We start from the raw sequence: 19,612 nt of genomic DNA, 5'->3' as shown, positions 1-19,612 counted from the left end.
TTCGTCCTCAGAAGCTTGTTGTTTACAAACGCGAGATAGACAAACCGCCATCCACCGGAATCGCAGCACCGGTGGCGAATTCCAATTTTCCCTGCGCGATCGGCACGATCACTGAACCAATGTCCCTTGCTTCGCCCCAGCGCACAGCAGGTACAAGGCCACCTTCGATACGGTCGGTGTATTTTTCGCGTACACCTTCGGTCATTTCGGTCGCAATAATGCCCGGGCGCAGTTCGAAAACTCCGATCCCATGCGGCGCCAATCGAACGGCAAATAGCTGGGCCATCATCGCTGCTGCGGCTTTAGACACGCAATATTCTGCTCGCTCGACGGATACCATCGTCGCGCTGACAGAGGTTACAAATGTGATCGAGCGGTACGTGTTTTGTGGCTGTGCAAGCATACGCCGAGCAACTTCTTGCGCCAGAAAGAACGCCCCTCGCAAGTTGATGTTCTGCACAAAGTCCCAACTCTCGGGCTGTAGGTCCAGCATGTCACCCCGAACCGGAGCACCAACGCCAGCGTTGCTTACCAACGCGGTCACCGGACCCAGCTGCGCTTCTACCTGATCAAGGCAGGAAGACACATTGTCTATGTCCGAAACGTCATGTTGTACGTAAACCGCGTTGGGCCCAAGTGCTGCCAGCGCGTTTTTTACGGCAGGTTTTTCTGGTGCCGAGCGCGAAGCCATTGCAACCTGGAATCCTGCGGCAAGCAAGGCACGCGAAATTCCAAAGCCTATCCCCTGTTGTCCACCAGTGACCAATGCGATTCCGGTCATGCCGCAAACTCCGTTTCAATTATGTGGCGTCCGGTTCGCAACGCGAGTGCCGCGATAGTGAGCGCTGGATTGACCGCGGCGGAAGTCGGAAGGACTGACGCGTCAACAACGAACAAGTTCCTGTGGTCATGGCTCCGGCAAAAGATATCCACCACGCTGTTGGTCGGATTTTTACCCATGCGTGCCGTGCCACACTGATGCGACGGAGTGCGCCTGTCAAAAGGGCGGGACAATACGACAGGAAAGCCAGCCCGGCGAACATGAGACTTCAATCGCGCCACAAGTTCCTTGTGCGCTTCCCAGTTCGAGCGCTTCCAGTCGAGGCGAATTTTCCCCCCTTCAACTGTTACACGGCTTTCCGGGTTCGGCAGGTCCTCGGACATTGCGTAGAAGTCAAAACTGCGCTCGGCGATTAGCTTGGCGATCCAACCCGGCAATTTGGTTTGAGACGCAAGGATTGGACCAGTGATTTTACCCAGCATCTGGATGTTTCCCAAAGGCGGTCCGCCGTTACCGTCGCTGTTGTAATAGTCGTTGAACATCAGAGTTTTCTGATAAATCGATCTGTTGCGGCGCAAAGGGTGCAAGGCCAGTACAGCCGAGCAATTATGGTTCATGAAATTTCGTCCGACTTGATCGGAACGATTTGCCAGTCCCATGGGGCAAGTTTCATTTGCCGACTTTAGCAAGAGCGCCGCAGACTGAACGGCTCCGGCCGAAAGAACTATCAGTGGCGCCTGCAACATGCCATGGCCTTCAACCTCGACACCCATTAGACTGCCGTCTTCGGCAGCGATCAGTTTACGCGCCTGCGCGCCGGTCAGAAGTTCAACATTTTCATACTGCAGAGCTTTGGCCAAAGCACTGTTTTCCGCATCCATTTTGCCACCACAGGTGTTTGGAAACGCGTCCCAAGTGGTTTGACCCGCAGCCAGCCATCTATCGATATCAACCCCAAGCGGCACCGATGATGGTGTCAATCCGACTTGGTTAAGGCGCTTACGCAAATCAGCAACATCCGGTTCATCCGCGACTGGCAAGTGCGGATATTTTATGCTGTGCGGCGGTTCCGTCGGGTCCTCGCTGTCGGTCCCGCGAACTTCGTACAGGTGCTCGGCAGCGCAGTAGTCGATCTCTAATTCATCATAAGAAATAGGCCAGCCAGGGGAACTTCCACTCATGTGCGGGCGCGGTTGGAAGTCCTCACGCCGGTACCGGATCAACGCTGCTCCGTAGAACTTTGAATTCCCACCAACGCAGTAGTAGTTACCCGGATTAAATGACTTATCGTCGCCGTCCAACCATGTCTCGTCTGGACGGAAAAATCCATCTCCAAAAATCGCCTTGGGGTCCCTGTCTTGTGGTGATGGAACCAGACGTTCACCGCGCTCCACGACTAAGATTCGGCGACCAGAAGGCGCCAAGGTCGCTGCCAGAGTTGACCCGCCCATCCCGGAACCGATGATTATTACGTCTGCCCGTGTCACGGAGTGATCCGCATCTCGCTCTCTGGGTCAAAAGCCACGGCCTTTTCCATGTTCACGGCAAATGGGAAATCCTGACCTGGTGCGACCTCTGCGTCCGAGCGCATTCGGGCAATTACATCCTGCCCACCGAGTGTCATGGAGACAAAAGTGTCTGAGCCTGCAGGCTCCGTCACCACGATGCGGTTGGTCATCGAGGCAATGTTGGAGGACTTGCGATCGGCACCATCCATGTCGGTAATGGTCTCAGGGCGGATGCCCAACAGGATCTCGCGCCCATCCCAAGCTGAAAGGTTGTCCTGACTAAATGGGAGTTGCGCCACGGAACCATCATGCAGCGCGACCTCGGCATGCGGGCGGCCATTTAACACGGCTACTTTCGCGGGCACCACGTTCATCGCAGGTGAACCCATAAAGGTCGCCACAAAGATATTTGCCGGCGTGTCATAAATTTCCTGAGGGGTACCAAGCTGCTGAACATAGCCGCCGTTCATGACTGCGATGCGGCTGGACAAAGTCATCGCTTCAATCTGGTCATGAGTCACATAAACGATGGTTGTGCCGAGGTTCTGGTGCAGCTTCTTGATTTCAGTCCGCATGTCCACGCGCAACTTGGCGTCGAGGTTGGATAGAGGCTCGTCAAACAAGAACACGTCCGGTTCCCGCACCAGCGCACGTCCCATAGCAACACGCTGGCGCTGACCACCAGAAAGTTGCCCGGGCTTGCGGTCGAGAAGCTGCTCAATTTGCAGCAAATTGGCGACCTCGGTCATCGCCTTTTCACGCTCAGGCTTGGGCACACCGTGCATCTCAAGCCCGAATGTGATGTTCTGCCCTACTGTCATGTTGGGGTAGAGCGCATAGCTCTGGAACACCATGGCGATGTTGCGGTTTGACGGATGCACACCGTTCATAACCTGATCCTTGATCCGGATTTCACCGCTGGTAATATCCTCAAGCCCCGCAATCATGTTCAGCAAAGTGGACTTGCCACATCCTGATGGGCCGACGAGCACAAGGAACTCGCCCTCTTGCACCGATATATCGACTTTATGCAAAACTTCGACTGACCCATAGGATTTGGTCGCGTTGTCTATGTCCAGAAATCCCATCAGGCCTTATCCTTTCACGGAACCCGCCATCAGGCCGCGGACAAAGTATCGACCGGCCACGATGTAGACGAGCAGAGTTGGCATGGCAGCCAATATGGCGCCTGCAAAATGAACGTTGTATTCCTTTACGCCGGTTGACGACTGAACGAGGTTGTTCAGCGCCACGGTCATTGGCTGGCTGTTGGCGTCGGCAAAGGACGCACCGAACAGAAAGTCATTCCAGATGTTCGTGAACTGCCAGATGATAGAGACCACGGCGATCGGTCCTGAGCTGGGCAGAAGGATACGCCAGAAAATCTGGAAAAAACCTGCCCCGTCAATCTGTGCCGCTCGGATCAGTTCGGTCGGAAAAACGGCGTAGTAGTTGCGGAAATATAGCGTTGTGAAGCCTATCCCATAGACCACATGTACCAAAGCCAAGCCCCAAGTTGTGCCCGCCAGCCCGATGATACCAAGCATCCGCGCCATTGGGATCAAGACGATCTGGAACGGGATGAAACAGGCAAACAGCATCAGACCGAACAGGATAGTATCGTACTTGAACCGCCACTTGGTCAGCACATAGCCATTCAAGGCGCCTAGAATTGTCGAGACGATCACAGCCGGGACAACCATCTTGATCGAGTTCCAGAAGTAGGGCTTCAAACCGGTTGGATCGACACCGATCTGGGCCGAAGACCAAGCTTTCAGCCACGGCTCCAGCGTGAAGACTTGCGGCAGGTTCATCATCCCACCGCCGGTGATCTCCTCCAGCGGCTTAACAGAATTCACCAGCATCACGTAAAGCGGCAGCAGGTAGAAAAGCCCGAACAACAGCAGCACCAGATAGATCAGCGTGCGCGTGACGCGGCCAGTGCGGATTGCGGTATCCTGAGTGGCTTGTGACATCAGCGTTTCTCTCGCAATTCGGCGTATAGGTACGGGATCATTATCGCGGCGATTGTCATCAGCATGATCGTGGCTGAGGCAGCACCGATACCCATCTGGTTCCGAGTGAATGTGTAGGAGTACATGAAGGTCGCAGGCAATTCTGTTGCTCGACCCGGACCTCCTCCGGTCAACGCGATCACAAGGTCAAAGGTTTTGATCGCCAGATGACTTAGGATCACAAAAGCCGACAGGAACGCGGGCCGCAGCTGCGGGATGATGATCCGGCGGTAGAGGTTCCAGTTCGAAGCCCCGTCCATCTGCGCCGCGCGAAGGATTTCGTTGTCAATCCCGCGCAGGCCAGCCAGAAACATCGCCATAACGAAGCCGCTGGTTTGCCAGACCGCCGCCAGAACAACGGTATAGATCGCGTAGTCACGGTTCTTGACCCAGTCGAACTCGAAACTGGTCCAACCCCATGTGTGCATTACATTTTCAAGGCCGATTCCGGGATCAAGAAACCATTTCCAAGCGGTACCAGTGACAATGAAGCTCAGCGCCATAGGATACAGATAAATCGGGCGCAACAATCCCTCACCACGGATTTTCTGATCGAGGAAAATGGCCAGCCCCAGCCCGATACATGTGCAAATCACAATATAGAGGCTCGCGAAGATGCCCATATTGATCAGTGAGGTTTCCCAATGACTTAGCCGCCAGAGTTTGTCATAGTTTTCCCACCCGACCCATCCAAAGCTTGGTAGGATACGGCTGTCGGTAAAGGACAGGTAGACTGAAAACAGAATGAAACCGTAGACAAAGACCAGCATCATCGCCAGAGAGGGCGAAAGGACCAGCTTGGGTATCCAATTCTGAAGTCGTGTCTTGAAATCCGCGTCGGCCGAAGCAGCCATGGCGCGTTCTCCTCGTTCGCTTTGCAGTATTCCCTGGCCCTTAAGCCAGGGGAATGACAGGGCGGCTTTCCTGCCGCCCCATCGGGAGGATCACTTTCGGATCACTTGGCGATTGAAACAGCGTCAACCAGTTCTGTTACAGCTGTTTCGCTGTCATACTCGCCATTGAAGTGAGCAGTGACGACATCGTAAACCGCGTTCTTCACCGACGCAGGCGCCGCGTGGCCATGAGCCATCGAGCCGAACAGGTTACCGGACGATGCAGCAGCCGCCAGATCTTTCATTCCCTGCTGACCGCATGCATCCAGATCGCTGCCGTCGACATCTGTCCGCGCGGGAACTGACCCTTTAACCTTGTTAAAGGCGATCTGGAAGGACGGCGAAAGTATCGCACTGGCCAACGCAGCCTGCTCGGCAGAAACCGAACCGCCTTGGTCGAACATCATGAACTGATCGGCGTTAAATGTGACCTGATCCTGGGTTCCCGGAAAGCGGAAGCACAGGAAGTCTTCACCGGGCACTTTACCTGCATTCAGGAATTCACCCTTTGCCCAGTCGCCCATCATCTGGAAACCGGCCTCGCCATTGATAACCATCGCCGTAGCTAGGTTCCAATCGCGACCTGAGAAGTTCTCGTCAACGTTATCGCGAATGAATGCCATGCGATCAAATGCTTCCTTCATGGCATCGCCACCTAACGTACCTTCATCGAGGTCAATAAATGCAGCCTTATAGCCATCCGGCCCCAGCGTAGACATCGCCACCGCATCGAAAACAGTCGCGTCTTGCCAAGCCTGACCGCCATGCGCGATTGGGGTTAGACCTGCAGCTTTGAGCGCCTCCACAGCGGCAACAAACTCATCCCAGTTTGTTGGCTGAGCAATTCCATTTGCGTCCAATACAGCCTTGTTCGCCCAAACCCAGTTGGTCGAATGCACGTTCACCGGCGCAGCAACCCATTTGCCATCGTGCTTTGCAAACGCTTTCAAAGCGTCTGGGACAACATCATCCCAACCTTCATTGGCAGCAACATCGTTCAAATCAGCCAAGGCGCCTTGATCGGCCCAGTCCAGAATATCAAACCCTAGCGCCTGAACAGCTGTAGGCGCGTTGCCCGCGGTGACGCGCGCGCGCAACACTGTCATGGCCTGCTCACCACCTCCGCCAGCGACTGGCATGTCGGTCCATCCGATACCTTGTCCGGACAGGTCGTCTTTGAGAACATTCAAAGCCGCAGCTTCACCACCGGATGTCCACCAGTGCAGTACCTCGACCTCTTCCGCCTGAGCGAGGCTGGTTGAACATAGCAACCCGGCCACGATCAGCGTTTTTGTTTTCAGAAATTTACGCATTCTTGTTTCCTCCCTAAATGCGATTTTCATTTCCTGACCCCTTTCCAAAGGCCCGTTTTCAATCTTGCGAAACCCACGGCGTTCGGGTGTTCCCGACACGCATAACCACCGATTTCACTTCGAAAAATTCCTCGAACCCGTAGCGTCCGATTTCCCGCCCCTGCCCGGATTGTTTGACCCCTCCAAAGGCGACTTCGGGGAACCCGTCCATCCAGGTGTTGGTCCAAACTGTTCCCGTTTCTGCACGACGGGCGAATTCAAGGCAGGTGTGAACGTTTTCGCTCCATACACCCGCAGACAGACCGTAAGAGCTATCATTGGTCAGCGCGATGGCTTCGTCCAGTGTTTTGAAGGTCAGAACTGACAAAACCGGTCCAAATACTTCGTCCTTGGCGATCGGCATGTCGGGTGCCACGTGTGTGATTACCGTTGGTTGGTAAAATTGGTCGCCAAGCCCGTTGACGCTCAATCGTTCTCCACCCAAAGCGATCCGAGCGCCATCAGATTGCGCTTGTTTCACATAGGTGTCGATCTTGGTGTTGTGTTCCGGCGTAACAATGGCACCAACTTGGGTCGTTTCGTCCAAGGGATCGCCGAACCTGACTCTCTGCGACAAGGCCACAACTCGGTCGCAAAATTTCTCGGCTATGTCCTCGTGTACGATGATGCGACTGCTGGAATTGCAACACTGACCGACATTGAAATAAACCCCGAACACCACAGCATCCGAAGCAGCTTCCAGATTTGCATCGGGAAAGATCACCTGGGGATTCTTGCCTCCCAGTTCCAAAGCGACTTTCTTGAGCGTATCCGAGGCCGCGGCGCTGATGGTCTTACCCACTGCAGTCGAACCGGTGAAGCTGATCATGTCCACCTCAGCGTGGCTGGACATCACACTCCCGACGGGAACTCCAAAGCCCAATACAATATTGCAAACGCCCGCGGGTATGCCAGCTTCGATCAGAAGCTCGCCGAGCATCACGGTCGTAGATGGTGTCATCTCAGACGGTTTAACAACGACGGTACAGCCTGCGGCCAGCGCAAACGGCAGTTTCTGACTGAGAATCCAAAATGGGAAATTCCACGGAGTGATAATCGAAACAACACCAATCGGCTCCTTCAGAACGACGCCCATTATTTCCGCACCCAGTGAGTTATGGCTATCACCATGAACACTGCGCGCCAAAGACGCTGCATAACGCCACAAGTCTGCAGCCCCCTCTATTTCGCCGCGGGACTGGCTTATGGGTTTGCCACTTTCCAATGTTTCGATCATTGCGATCCGGTCAACGTTTTGTTCAATAAGGTCTGCAACCTTAAGCAAAACAGCAGAGCGCTCTTTGCCCGAAACCCGGCTCCAGACACCGCTGTCAAAGGCAGTTCTGGCAGCTAGGATCGCGGCGTTTGCCTCTGCCTCTCCGCCCCGCGAAGAACGGCTGACAATATGTCCATGCGACGGCGAGCGACGTTCGAAAGTGTCACCTGACTCACTTTTGCACCAATTGCCATTAATTAGATGGCGACCTTCAAAAAGCGATGGTAGCTCGACAGAGATGGCATGATTGATCGTAAAGTCTTTCATCGCGTCATATGCCTGAAAAATTTGGGTTTCGTTTATCCATGAAGGCAGCGACGCCCTCATCTCGATCAGCTGATGCCGCAACCGCCGCGCTTCCTAACGCTTCGACGGCGGCGTGCTTATCTTCATCAACTGCTGCGTGAATCATTTGCTTCGCAATTTCCGTTGCCCGAGGAGACAGCCCCTGCTGTTCGGCTGCGATTTCCAAAGCCCGGGACAAAACGTCATCGGCAACTTCAACAGCGTAGCCCAAGGTTACTGCGCGTTCTGCATTAATACGGCGACCAAACAATGCCATTTCCTTGACGGCACCTTCCGGAAACAGCCGAGTCAACCGCTGCGTACCAGACCAGCCCGGAACGATTCCGACTTTCGCCTCTGGAAGTGCCAAGGTTGCGCGCGGTGCTACAAGGCGCAGGTCGCAACAGCTGGCCAGTTCCAAGCCACCGCCAAAGGCGTGCCCATTGATCGCAGCAATCGTCGGCTTTCCAATCCGGGTCAACCGATCAAAAATTCGATGCCCGTCTCGCACCCAGTGTCGTGCAAACTCCGCCGGACTCAGCGTGCCCCAAGCGGAAATATCAGCACCGCAGCAAAAAGCCTTTTTGCCTGCTCCGGTCAGCACCAATGCCCTGATCGACCCATCCCGTTCTACATCTCGGACCCGTTGCTCCAATACCTCAAGCATTTCAGAGGTCAAAGCGTTCAGCTTCGCCTCGTTTTGCAGGGTCAAAACTGCCGTTTCATCCACGATATGAAAACCGACACCGCTCATAGGCTGATCCCCATCGGCCCCTGAGCGAACAACGAATTGGGCATAACCGAAGCGTTTTCCGCAATTTTGACCCGCCCATCCGAAGCTGCGACTATATCGCGTTGGGCGTCTATACCCGGCATTACTTCGGTTGCGACCAAGCCATCGGGTTCAAGACGGACTACGCATCGCTCGGTGACATAAATCACTTCCTGCCCTGTTTCCCGCGCGCGGCGGCCCGAGAACGTGACATGTTCTACCTTGTCCACCATCTTGGTGAACTTCCCTGGCGCGGCGACGTGAATACCATTATCGTTCAGTTCTATTTTTGCGCCTGCCTCAAACCAGCCAGAGAACACAATCTTTTTCGCCCGGGCGGTTATGTCGACAAAGCCACCGCACCCAGCTGTCAGGTAAGGTTTTTTACCCAATTTCGAGACATTCACGTTTCCCTCGACATCAACTTCGAGGAAAGACAAGAACGACATGTCAAACCCACCACCTTGGAAATAGATGAATTGCTGCGGCGACGGCACAAAGGCATGTGCGTTCGACGCGCAGCCAAAGGCAAACCCCGTCAACGGAACACCACCGACGGCCCCTTGTTCGATTGCCCATGTCACTGCTTGCGGGTGCCCTTCTTCAAGTAAAATACGCGGCACCATAGCGCTTATTCCAAATCCCAAATTTGCGCTCATCCCTGATCGCAGTTCCATCGCAGCGCGGCGTGCGATAACCTTTTCAACGCCGTGCTCGGCAAGTGAAAAGCTGTCCCACGGGCGCATGATCTGGCCAGAAATTGCGGGATCATAGACCGTTTCGGTCGTCTGCTTCTGGTCGGGATCTTCGACGATCATATCGACCAAATGTCCGGGCACACGAACGTCGTGCGGGCGCAAGCTGCCCTCAGCGGTGACGCGCTGAACCTGCGCGATAACCAAACCACCGTGATTGCGCACGCAGATGGCTTGTTCGAGCCCTCCCAAATAAGCTCCTTCATGCTCATAAGTCAGGTTCCCAAATTCATCTGCGGTTGTTGCTCGCAATATACATACATTTGGGTTGATGTTTGGAAAATGCAGCCAGGATTCGCCGCCGAACTCGGCTCTTGTGACAATCGGCGCTGACGCACCTCTGGCATTCATTGCGCAACCTTCGCGAACAGGATCGACAAAGGTTTCCAATCCCACCTTTGTCAAAACACCGGGCCGGTGCGCTGCAGCCTCTCGATGCATGTCAAACAAAATTCCGGACGGCACATTATAGGCGGCCACTCGATCTTCTACGATCATTTTCCAAATCTCTGGCATCTCAAGATTTGAAGGACCCGATGGGTATGATCCCGCCAAAACTCGGGTCAACAACCCATCTTGAGCAAGGTAGTCCATGCCCTTCACGCCATACATGTCGCCAGCGGCGATCGGATGTAGTGAAGTCAGATTTCGTGGGTGGCCTTCATCCCGAAACCGCTGCCCTATAGCTTTCAAAACCAGGTCGGGACATCCTAAGGCTGAAGACGATGAGACCGTGACCACGGCATCATCGGGGATGCTTGATACGGCCTGAGAAACGGAAACAAGCTTGGTCATCAGAAACCACCATAATCCACTTCGACTCGTTGACCGGTCTTTGCAGCCTCGCGAACGCTCAAGGCTACGGACAGAGATTTCACGCCATCCGGTCCGTCCGCTGCCGGGCGCCCATGGCCCTCTGTTGCTGCAACGAACTCGGACACACCCATCACGTACAGAGAGTGATCCGGGAACGCGATTTCGTCGCGTCCAGCTTCGGTGACCAGAGTTATCGCGCCAACTGGGCGTTGGGTCATAACGCCGTTCGCGAATATTGACCCTTGGGTTCCATGTACTTCCAGACTCGACCCGGCGAAGGGGTGAGTAAAACTTTCATGTGTCATAACCATAGCACCCGACGGCATCGTCCAAACTGACATGCACGAGTCTTCTACTCCCTGACCCATCCCAGAGCTGGTCATTTGAGCCACGACGTTTGCAGGATCTTCTTGTAACAGAAACCGGGTTACATCTGCGTCATGAACAACAATATCCGGGATAACTCCACCTCCGCTGTCAGCGGAATTGATCCGCCAACCCTGAAGATGGTCAGGCAAATGAACCGCATGATGAATTCGAAGGGACAAGACTTTGCCAACGCGCCCCTGCGCAATGAGTTTCCGAATGGCCCGATGGCTACCAGAACACCTTAGGTGGTGGTTCGTACCAAAGGTAACTCCGGCAGCATTTGCAGCGCGCACCATTTCTGTCGCTTCCTGCAAGGTCATGCCTAACGGCTTTTCGCACAAAACGTGCTTTTTGGCGGCAATGGCCGCCATCGCCTGAGCGTGGTGCTTTTCGTTGGTTGAAGAGATATAAACTGCGCCCACCTCTGGATCGGAAATCGCGTCTTCCAGGCTTGTGGTAGCATTTGCGACATTGTGCTCCTTGGCCCAAACTTTAACGCGATCAGGTGAGTTGCTAACAATCCAAGTAACTTCGTTTCCAGCCTGCTGACGAACCGCATTCACCATATGCTGCGAAGCAATCGTACTTGCGCCCACGAAAGCCCAGTTCACTTTCCACCCCCCGCTTAAAGTCTATTTGGAACGTTCCAATTCTATAATGGAACGTTCCAATGATTGCAACAGTCAAATTCACGAAGCCATACTTTTCGTTCAGACTTCAATTCAACAAGCTAGATACCGACCCGTTCGGCGATGTTCTAAACAAATTTCGCGTCACTGCATCGACACATCAATCCGTTTTAAGTGAATTGCCAAATGAAGGATATTTGTGTGCTTATCACGTTCGGCCCAACGGGTTGGTCGAACTTCTACATGTAATGGTTCGGACGAAGCACACCTCTTTTTTGTTGCAACCGATTGCAAAAATTTTCTTTCCACGTAATTTTGAGAAACACAAAACGGGTATTTGCAATAGGAGTACAAACTACGTGAGTGTCACCCTCAAAGAAGTTGCGGCGCTTGCTGGTGTCTCCCGTTCTGCTGTTTCGCGTACGTTTACCGAAGGCGCTTCAGTTTCGGCCAAAACGCGCAGAAAGGTTGAAAAGGCAGCGTTGGAGTTGGGATACAGCCCCAACGCGTTGGCTTCGTCCTTGACCACTGGTCGAACCAAACTTATCGGGCTGATTTCAAACAACTTTCACAACCCTATCTTCCTTGAGGTTTTTGACCAGTTCACACGCGCTCTGCAGGAACGCGGATTGCGACCATTAATAGTCAACCTGACAGACGAAACCGAGCCCTCAAACTCGGTTCGAATGTTGCGCCAGTATTCGGTTGATGCGGCGATCGTCGCCTCTTCGACCCTGCCACCTAGTTTTGCAAAGGCGTTTCATGATGCCGGTGTGCCGGTTGTCCACACATTCGGCCGCTCGGCTACTTCACCCGAAGTCCACGTTGTAGGAATTGACAACGTGGAATGTGGACGCATGGCGGCGCGAGAGCTTTTGGCGCGAAAATATCGCAGAGTTGGTTACCTAGGCGGCCCCAAGGATGCGACCTCTGCCCAAGACCGGTTCCGGGGTTTCACAGAAGAGCTGGGCCACTATCCGGAAATCGATGTGACGCACAGCTTTGCTGATGCCTATTCATTCGAAGCGGGGCGCGCAGAAATGCTGAACCAATTGAAGGGCTCGCCGCCAGAAGCCTTTTTTTGCGGCGACGATATCCTGTCAATCGGCGCGCTGTCGGCAGTTTCGGATCATGGCTTGATCCCCGGCAAAGACATTGGGATCATCGGCCTGAATGACATGGAAATGTCTCGTTGGGAAAGCGTAAATCTGACGACAATCCACCAACCTATAAAACAAATTATCACTTCGTCAGTGGATTTGGTCGAAGAAATGTTGAAAGAGCCTCAGCGATATCCCGAAGCTCGCATTTTTCCGTGTCGCGTGATCGAACGGGGCACTTTGAGACCCCGCTCCTGATTATCTGAACATCGGCGGGCGCGCCTCTTTCCACGCGCCATTTTCCTTACCGGAAGAAACAGCCGCATGGACCGCCGCAATTGAACGAACGCCGTCGGATGCACCTGGCAAGCCATCGCGGATTTCGCCACGAACTGCATCCGCCAGATCACAATAGATGTTGGCTACAGCAAGCGGAAAGCCCTCGGGATGGGCTATGGCAACGCGCGACAGACGCTGAGCCTCGCCGTGCAATCCGCCCTCGCCTTTTTCAATAATCTGCGTACGACCACCAACTGGAGTATAGATCAACTGATTAGGCTGTTCAGACGCCCAACGCAGGCCGCCAGTCTCGCCAAAAACCTGAATGTCGAAACCATGCTGCCTGCCGACGGCAACCGACGATGTCCAAAGTCGCCCAACAGTTCCACGCTCAGTACGGAAATTGATCATCGCATCGTCTTCCAGAACGCGGCTGGAAATCGTGGACGCAAAGTCGGCTGAAAGCGTGCTTACCTCATCATCACAAATGAAACTTGCCATATGCAAAGCATGGATGCCGCAATCAGCAAATTGACCTGAAACGCCCGCCATCTCGGGATCATAACGCCAACGCACGCGCGGGTTATCGGCATCTGTTGCGTCTCCGTGATGCCCATGGCTGAAGTTCGTTACAACCACGCGAACTTTTCCGATATCACCAGACCTTACCATTGCTCGGGCCTGGCGCACCATTGGATAAGCCGAATAGCAGTAGTTTACTGCGCAAACCTTGCCCGAAGTTTCGGCAACCCGGACTATTTCCTCGCCCTCCTCGACGGTCATGGTCATTGGCTTCTCGCATAGAACGTTAAAACCAGCCTCGAGAAACGCTTTGGTAATCTCAAAATGTGTCGAATTGGGCGTCGCAATTGTCACCAGATCGATCCGGTCCGTGCGCCCACGCTCGCCAGCCAACATCTCTTGCCAATCACCGTAGGCACGATCGGCAGCGATACCCAACCGTTGCGCATATTCGCGGCCAACTTCGGGCCGGTGGTCCAACGCTCCCGCGGAAAATTCGAACAAGCCATCCGCCAGCGCCCCCAGTCGATGGGCTGGCCCAATCTGACTGCCTTCACCTCCACCGATCATGCCCCATTTCAGCTTTGTCATGGTTTTAGTCTTTCTTAAAAAGTCTCGTTGCCGTTAAACGATCAAAAATCGTCAACCTTTGTCCACTGACGACGTTCCGAAGACGCTAGTGACGCTGCCAGCACGCGGTTGACTTCGTGGCCGTCACGGAAAGTTGGCCAGATATCCTGTCCGCTGTGAATGGCCTGCAGGAAATCCTTTGCCTCAATGATTATCTGATCTTGATATCCCGTTCCATGACCGGGCCCTTGGCAAAAAGGTTCGTAATCCGGATGGGCCGGGCCAGTCAGTATCTTGGTAAAGCCACGCGTCGCTTCCGGTCCATCGTGACGGTATAACCACAAAGCATTTTGATCCTCCTGGTCGAACCGGATGGCCCCTTTTGTGCCGGAAACTTCGTAGGCGTAGCCCATTTTTCTGCCCGTTGCGATACGACTAACATAAATGTTTCCCATAGTTCCGTTCTTGAACCGGCACATTATTTGGGCGTGGTCGTCGTTTGTCACGGTTCCACCAGGGCGTGTATGATGAACCGTTTCTACTTCAGCCATGACCTCGGCAATGGGGCCATTTAAAGCCAGGGCGCCGTTGACTATATGGGGGGCAAGATCACCTATTGTTCCGTTGGCCATTCCGGTGGTACGCCATGTCGCAGGAGCCTGAGGATCGGCGTAAAAATCTTCGGTGTGTTCCCCACGAAACCATGTGATTTCGCCTATCTCGCCGTTGGCAATAAGCTGACGAGCATATTGGGTCGCCGGTGTTCGGACGTAGTTGAAACCAACCATGTTGGTTAAGCCGGACGCCTCAGCCGCCGCTACCATCGCCCGCCCGTCTTCCATGGAAGCACCCAGCGGTTTTTCGCAGAGAACTGGTTTGCCTAATTCAAGGGCGGCCTCTGCAATTTGCCGATGCGTGGACTGTGGCGAGGCGATGATGATAGCTTCAACCGCTGGATCTTTTACAAGTTCACGCCAATCATCTGTTGCCCTTCTAAACCCATAGGCTTGGCGGTAACGCTCGGCACTTTCTTTACTTGAGGCACAGATCATCTCAAGTCTTGGCCGTAGTGCCGTATTGAACACTGCACCTACCGCCGACATGGCGACAGAATGTGCCTTGCCCATGTAGCCGCCACCGACAATTCCAATTCCAATTTCAGACATCTGTCACGGCCCTAAACATACTATTTGCAACCGGTTGCAAAATCAGTATCGTGTGAATCGCGTCGACGCAAGGTCCAACCCTTTGCGCAAACCCCTTTTTCCGGAGGAAATGACTTGAGCACTTTGATAGACGGTATCAAAGGAAACCGGTTCGCCGTATTGGGACGGGCAGGTATGGATATGTTTGCTGACCCTGTCGGTGTCAAAAGCGAAGATGCAGAATTGTTCCGCGCTGATCTGGGCGGATCGTCTGCAAACATTTGTGTTGGTCTTGTCAAGTTGGGTAGTCAGGCCTCGTTGATCACTTCGGTGTCGGATGACGCAGTTGGACGATTCTGCACTAATCGCCTGAAACATTATGGCGTCGACACGACCAATATCCAAATTGTCGGAGGCGAATATCGAATGTCTTTGGCGGTTTATGAAAGCCGGATCGAGAACTTTCAGAACGTTATATATCGAAACGGCGCCGTCGATTTTCAGGTTACCGAAGACGATATGGACAAAGTGGAATTCGGCGCGTTTTCTGCAGTGATCTCTGCCGGCACCGTGTTTGCAGCCGAACCATCGCGCAGCGCCACGTTCAAAGCCATCGAAAATGCGCGCCAAGCTGGACTGCCAATCATCTTCGACATCGATTACCGCCCTTACAGCTGGCCGTCACCGGAAGTGGCCGCAGAAGTTCTGTCGCGCGCCGGAGAGGAAAGCGATCTGATCGTTGGAAATGACGAAGAATTTGGCTTCATGGCAGGTGGTATCGACAAAGGATTTGAAAAGGCCAAGGAACTCGCTGCGAAACCCGGTCGGATGGTAATCTATAAAATGGGTGAAAAAGGTGCAGTAACCTTGGTGGACGGTCAGGAGATTCATACGGGAATTTACCCAGTAGAGGCCGTAAAGCCAAATGGAGCAGGTGACAGTTTCATGGCAGGTCTTTTGGCCTCTGTCGCTGCGGGCCATTCCCTGAAAGATTCAGTGATGCGCGGATCGGCCTGCGCCTCGATCGTGGTATCGCAACCCGGTTGCGCTCCTGCCATGCCGACTACTCAAACACTGAATGCATTTTTGGCCTCTCATCCAGGGCCTTCGACGTAGGAGAATTTCATGCACATCGCCCCTTTTGACAACAAGAACATTCCCATAGTGGATACCGACGATCCAACCGTGCCGTTGAACTATTTCAACATCGTCAAACTGAAAAAAGGCGAGGCATTCGAATACCAGGTGCCAGGTTATGAAACCTGCATTGTACCCGCGACAGGCAGCGTGGATGTGGACATTGAAGGTGTCAAATTTGCCCGGTTAGGCAACCGAGGGGAAGACGTCTGGGACGGAGAACCCGAAGGCGTATATGTCCCGGTTGGCGCCAAGGCGCAGCTGGTATGCGTATCAGATGAAACCGAGGTATTCATTGCCGGGGCAAAGTTCGACAAGGTGCTTGAACCATTTGATGTGCGTCAGCACGATTTGGTGCAATACGGCAGCGATGACACCAAAACCCATCGTAAAATCAAACACATCCTCGGCCAAAAGCAACACGACAAAGTCGGCCGGCTTTTAGTGAGCGAACTGTTCACCGTGGGCCAAGGCGGTTGGTCCGGTTTTCCAAGTCACAAGCACGACACAAACCGCTTGCCAGACGAAACGCGCCACGATGAAACGTATAATTTCCGATTTAAACCCAATTGGGGGTCGGGCCTGCAGATGTTGCAACGCGAAGACAATGAACCGGGTGATGCTTACCACATCGTCGACGGATCGACGATCTGCATCGACAAGGGTTATCATCCCTGCTGCGTCTTGCCGGGTTACGAAATGTACTATTTCACCATTCTCGGTGGGCTAACACAACGCTCATTGGTTCAGTATTTCCAACCCACCCATGCCTATCAGATCGAAACGATCCCCGGCATAAAAGACATGATAGCCAAGTTCAAATGACCCTTGTCACGCTAAAAGACGTCCTAATCCCGGCTTACGATCAAGGCTATGCCGTTGGCGGGCTGGTAACTCTGGGCTGGGAAGATATGCGCGCTTACGTCGCCGCTGCAGAGGCTGAGAATGCACCGGTGATTCTGCAGGCTGGCCCCAGTTGCCGAGAGCACACTCCGCTGCCTGTTTTGGGAAAAATGTTCAGGCATCTGGCGGAAAACGCGTCAGTTCCTGTAGTTGCTCACCTCGATCACGGTTACACGTTTGAGGAATGCCAGATCGCGCTGGAGAGCGGTTTTACATCGTTGATGTTCGACGGGTCGCGTAAACCGCTGCTTCAGAATATCGATGAAACCGCGGCAATTGCCGAGATGGCCCACGCCGCCGGGATTTCGTGCGAAGGTGAGATCGGCTTTGTCGGCTACTCTGGTGGCGAAGGCTCTAATGGAACGGACCCCGAAGAGGCCGCACAGTTTGCCCGTGAAAGCGGCGTCGACGCAATGGCGATCTCTGTTGGTAACGTTCATCTGCAAGAAAACAAAGAGGGCGGCTTGGACGAAGAGCGAATTGCCCAAATCGACGCCATCACAAACGTGCCATTGGTTATTCACGGTGGTTCGGGCGTTCCGGTTGAGCAACGCGCTCGACTGGCCCGCGAAACGTCCATTTGCAAGTTCAACATTGGGACCGAACTTCGAATGGCCTTCGGTGCCGCCCTGCGCGAGGCCGTAAACCGTGACCCTGACAGATTCGACCGTGTCGCAATCCTCAAAGAAACCCACGACCCTGTCGAAGCCGCAGCCCGAGCTGTGATCAGAGCATTTGGCGCTCCAACTCAGAATTAAATATCCGATAACGTTCAAATGGTGAAGGCGGCACGGAATGATTCAAGTGCCGCTTCCGGGGCACTGGATGCGAAAGCTTCCATTGCCACCGGACCACGGTAATCAAGATCAAATAGCGCCTTTGCGATTGCTTTGTAATTGACCTCGCCCGACTCTGGTTCACAACGACCCGGGTTGTCTGCCACCTGAATTTCCCCAATCCAAGGCAAACATTTTTCACACCAACGGATCAAATCGCCCTCTCCAATCTGGGTGTGATAGAGGTCGAGATTGATCCGTAATTGGGCGCGGTCGACCGAAGACACGAGCGCCAACACGTCTGCCGTAGATTCAAACGGGCACCCGGGGTGATCTAAATGATTGAGGTTTTCCAGGGTAAATATCACGTCTTCTTTTTCTGCCAGATCACAGATACGGTTCAATGTATCGCGCGCCTTGAGCCACATTTCACCTGTCACGACTTCATGTTGCCAGATGGGAATACCTCCGTCACCTAGCCCAGTGCCATGCAGGTTAAAGCGATCCGCATCCAGCCTCTTGCCGACCTTGACTGCTTCCTTGGCTGAATTAAGCAGCAAGTCAGCACCCTCATCATCCGCCAAACGTCCCTCAAGATAACCATTCATGATGGTATAGTTGGCACCGATGCCCCCAAGCTTTTCAATATCCAATTCCGGCCAGTTCCAAAGCCCAACACCAAATCCCATTTCAGTTAATCGGGCTGCACGCCAATCCATGGGCCGGTCCAGCCAGAGCATTTCGGCACATGCCGCGAGTTGGAACGGTTGAGACATGCCAGATCTCCTGAATTTGGCAGGGCAATGGTTTCAGACGTTCTTAGTGTCAGCGACCAAATCGTCTGAGTTGCTTGTCACAGTCACAAGCATCAAATGTGTTCGCAGCACTAGACCGCCTCTCACTTCAACTATCTCGTTCCATAATCCACTCGACCTCTGGGGCGGCAACAAAGCGCCACTTACGCAGAGGACCGGCCATAACGTTCAGATAATACATCTCGAACCCATAAGGAGCCCCGCAAGGGTGATGGCCGCGCGGGACGGTGACAACGTCGCCGTCAGAAACCGCCATAGTTTCATCTAGTTGCCCATCATCTGTATAAACCCGCTGAATGCCAAACCCATCGGAAGGATTTAGACGGTGGTAATATGTCTCTTCCAGATATGTGATCCTCGGATAATCGTCTTCGTCATGACGATGGCTAGGATAAGAGGACCAATGTCCGTTGGGCGTGAAAACCTCGGTCACAAGAAGACTATCGGCATAATCCTCTGCTTCCATGGCTATGTTGTTGATAAAGCGGGTATTCACGCCCTTGCCGCGCTCAGTCAAAGTTATACCATCGGGTCCTATCCGCCGGGCTTCGTGGCCACCTTTGCCAGGTGCAGAGCATACGGCAATCACGCAATCTGTTTCAGCAACGGCTTCCCATTTAGTTCCATTAGGCAGATACAAACAATGCGGTGGTGTTTTTTCAAAAACATCCATCCGATCACCAAGCACACCCCAGTTCTTGCCGCCGCCGGAAATTCTGGCCTTGCCTTCGACTACAACCAGAATGACTTCTCGGTCGCGAGTAGCCTCAGCCGCCTGATCACCTGCCCTGACGTGGTACAGTCCGAAACCAACGTATCGCCAGCCAGCGTTTTCTGGAGTGATATCATGCACTTTTCCCCGGGTTCCAAACGGTTTCCTGAGCAGGTTCGGCATGTTCGTCTCTCCTTAGTGG

Annotated in this window: 18 protein-coding genes; 4 read left to right on the top strand and 14 right to left on the bottom strand. The window is 53.7% G+C overall.

Annotated elements, in window-relative coordinates:
• Positions 1-22 precede the first annotated feature (22 nt).
• From AC2FNV_RS01450 to AC2FNV_RS01405, 10 genes are all read right to left on the bottom strand, one after another.
• Positions 23-781, bottom strand: coding sequence for a 3-ketoacyl-ACP reductase (locus tag AC2FNV_RS01450; protein WP_170603933.1), 759 nt, complete (start codon positions 779-781; stop codon positions 23-25).
• Entirely contained in the window at positions 778-2,268 is a 1,491-nt protein-coding gene (locus tag AC2FNV_RS01445) for a GMC oxidoreductase (RefSeq protein ID WP_170603934.1), read from the bottom strand. Before AC2FNV_RS01445 ends, AC2FNV_RS01450 begins: the two co-directional genes overlap by 4 nt.
• Entirely contained in the window at positions 2,265-3,377 is a 1,113-nt protein-coding gene (locus AC2FNV_RS01440) for an ABC transporter ATP-binding protein (protein ID WP_170476136.1), read from the bottom strand. The genes AC2FNV_RS01445 and AC2FNV_RS01440 overlap by 4 nt, the downstream gene beginning before the upstream one ends.
• A 6-nt stretch (positions 3,378-3,383) precedes the next feature.
• Positions 3,384-4,265: a carbohydrate ABC transporter permease gene (locus AC2FNV_RS01435; RefSeq protein ID WP_170422333.1), complete on the bottom strand. Its 882-nt coding sequence runs from the start codon at positions 4,263-4,265 to the stop codon at positions 3,384-3,386.
• Complete coding sequence (locus tag AC2FNV_RS01430; protein ID WP_170603935.1) at positions 4,265-5,158, bottom strand: carbohydrate ABC transporter permease; 894 nt, start codon at positions 5,156-5,158, stop codon at positions 4,265-4,267. Before AC2FNV_RS01430 ends, AC2FNV_RS01435 begins: the two co-directional genes overlap by 1 nt.
• A gap of 101 nt (positions 5,159-5,259) precedes the next feature.
• Positions 5,260-6,510, bottom strand: coding sequence for an ABC transporter substrate-binding protein (locus AC2FNV_RS01425; RefSeq protein ID WP_170476138.1), 1,251 nt, complete (start codon positions 6,508-6,510; stop codon positions 5,260-5,262).
• Positions 6,511-6,568: 58 nt separating this feature from the next.
• On the bottom strand, positions 6,569-8,092 hold the full coding sequence (locus AC2FNV_RS01420; RefSeq protein ID WP_170603936.1) for an aldehyde dehydrogenase family protein: 1,524 nt from the start codon (positions 8,090-8,092) through the stop codon (positions 6,569-6,571).
• A gap of 4 nt (positions 8,093-8,096) precedes the next feature.
• Entirely contained in the window at positions 8,097-8,864 is a 768-nt protein-coding gene (locus AC2FNV_RS01415; protein ID WP_170603937.1) for an enoyl-CoA hydratase/isomerase family protein, read from the bottom strand.
• Positions 8,861-10,432: an acyl CoA:acetate/3-ketoacid CoA transferase gene (locus tag AC2FNV_RS01410; RefSeq protein ID WP_170603938.1), complete on the bottom strand. Its 1,572-nt coding sequence runs from the start codon at positions 10,430-10,432 to the stop codon at positions 8,861-8,863. Before AC2FNV_RS01410 ends, AC2FNV_RS01415 begins: the two co-directional genes overlap by 4 nt.
• Complete coding sequence (locus AC2FNV_RS01405) at positions 10,432-11,433, bottom strand: Gfo/Idh/MocA family protein (RefSeq protein WP_496772198.1); 1,002 nt, start codon at positions 11,431-11,433, stop codon at positions 10,432-10,434. The genes AC2FNV_RS01410 and AC2FNV_RS01405 overlap by 1 nt, the downstream gene beginning before the upstream one ends.
• A 377-nt stretch (positions 11,434-11,810) precedes the next feature.
• Here AC2FNV_RS01405 and AC2FNV_RS01400 point away from each other — a divergent pair, with 377 nt between their 5' ends.
• Positions 11,811-12,809: a LacI family DNA-binding transcriptional regulator gene (locus tag AC2FNV_RS01400; RefSeq protein ID WP_170603940.1), complete on the top strand. Its 999-nt coding sequence runs from the start codon at positions 11,811-11,813 to the stop codon at positions 12,807-12,809.
• Here the strand turns inward: AC2FNV_RS01400 and AC2FNV_RS01395 are convergent, their stop codons facing one another.
• Positions 12,810-13,943, bottom strand: coding sequence for a Gfo/Idh/MocA family protein (locus tag AC2FNV_RS01395; protein ID WP_170603941.1), 1,134 nt, complete (start codon positions 13,941-13,943; stop codon positions 12,810-12,812). It lies immediately after the preceding gene.
• A 41-nt stretch (positions 13,944-13,984) separates the two neighbouring features.
• On the bottom strand, positions 13,985-15,088 hold the full coding sequence (locus AC2FNV_RS01390; RefSeq protein ID WP_170603942.1) for a Gfo/Idh/MocA family protein: 1,104 nt from the start codon (positions 15,086-15,088) through the stop codon (positions 13,985-13,987).
• A 114-nt stretch (positions 15,089-15,202) separates the two neighbouring features.
• Here AC2FNV_RS01390 and iolC point away from each other — a divergent pair, with 114 nt between their 5' ends.
• The 3 genes from iolC to AC2FNV_RS01375 are packed head-to-tail and all read left to right on the top strand — an operon-like array spanning position 15,203 to position 17,865.
• The gene (gene iolC, locus AC2FNV_RS01385) at positions 15,203-16,183 is read left to right on the top strand and encodes a 5-dehydro-2-deoxygluconokinase (protein WP_170603943.1); all 981 of its coding nucleotides are present in this window, start codon (positions 15,203-15,205) and stop codon (positions 16,181-16,183) included.
• 9 nt (positions 16,184-16,192) lie between these two features.
• Positions 16,193-17,029, top strand: a complete 837-nt coding sequence (locus AC2FNV_RS01380) for a 5-deoxy-glucuronate isomerase (protein WP_170603945.1) — start codon at positions 16,193-16,195, stop codon at positions 17,027-17,029.
• Complete coding sequence (locus tag AC2FNV_RS01375; RefSeq protein WP_170603946.1) at positions 17,026-17,865, top strand: class II fructose-bisphosphate aldolase; 840 nt, start codon at positions 17,026-17,028, stop codon at positions 17,863-17,865. Before AC2FNV_RS01380 ends, AC2FNV_RS01375 begins: the two co-directional genes overlap by 4 nt.
• A 14-nt stretch (positions 17,866-17,879) precedes the next feature.
• On the opposite strand, the gene AC2FNV_RS01370 is transcribed toward AC2FNV_RS01375, so the two are convergent.
• Together AC2FNV_RS01370 and iolB are read right to left on the bottom strand one after the other, a co-directional pair.
• A complete protein-coding gene (locus AC2FNV_RS01370; RefSeq protein WP_496772194.1) occupies positions 17,880-18,659 on the bottom strand; it encodes a TIM barrel protein in 780 nt (259 codons plus the stop codon).
• Between the two features lie 127 nt (positions 18,660-18,786).
• A complete protein-coding gene (iolB, locus tag AC2FNV_RS01365) occupies positions 18,787-19,593 on the bottom strand; it encodes a 5-deoxy-glucuronate isomerase (protein WP_170603950.1) in 807 nt (268 codons plus the stop codon).
• Between the last annotated feature and the right edge of the window lie 19 nt (positions 19,594-19,612).

The organism is Ruegeria sp. BHSA163, assembly GCF_059613365.1.
Note: the sequence above shows the minus strand (reverse complement) of the source record. Positions and strands in the feature narration are given on the sequence as shown.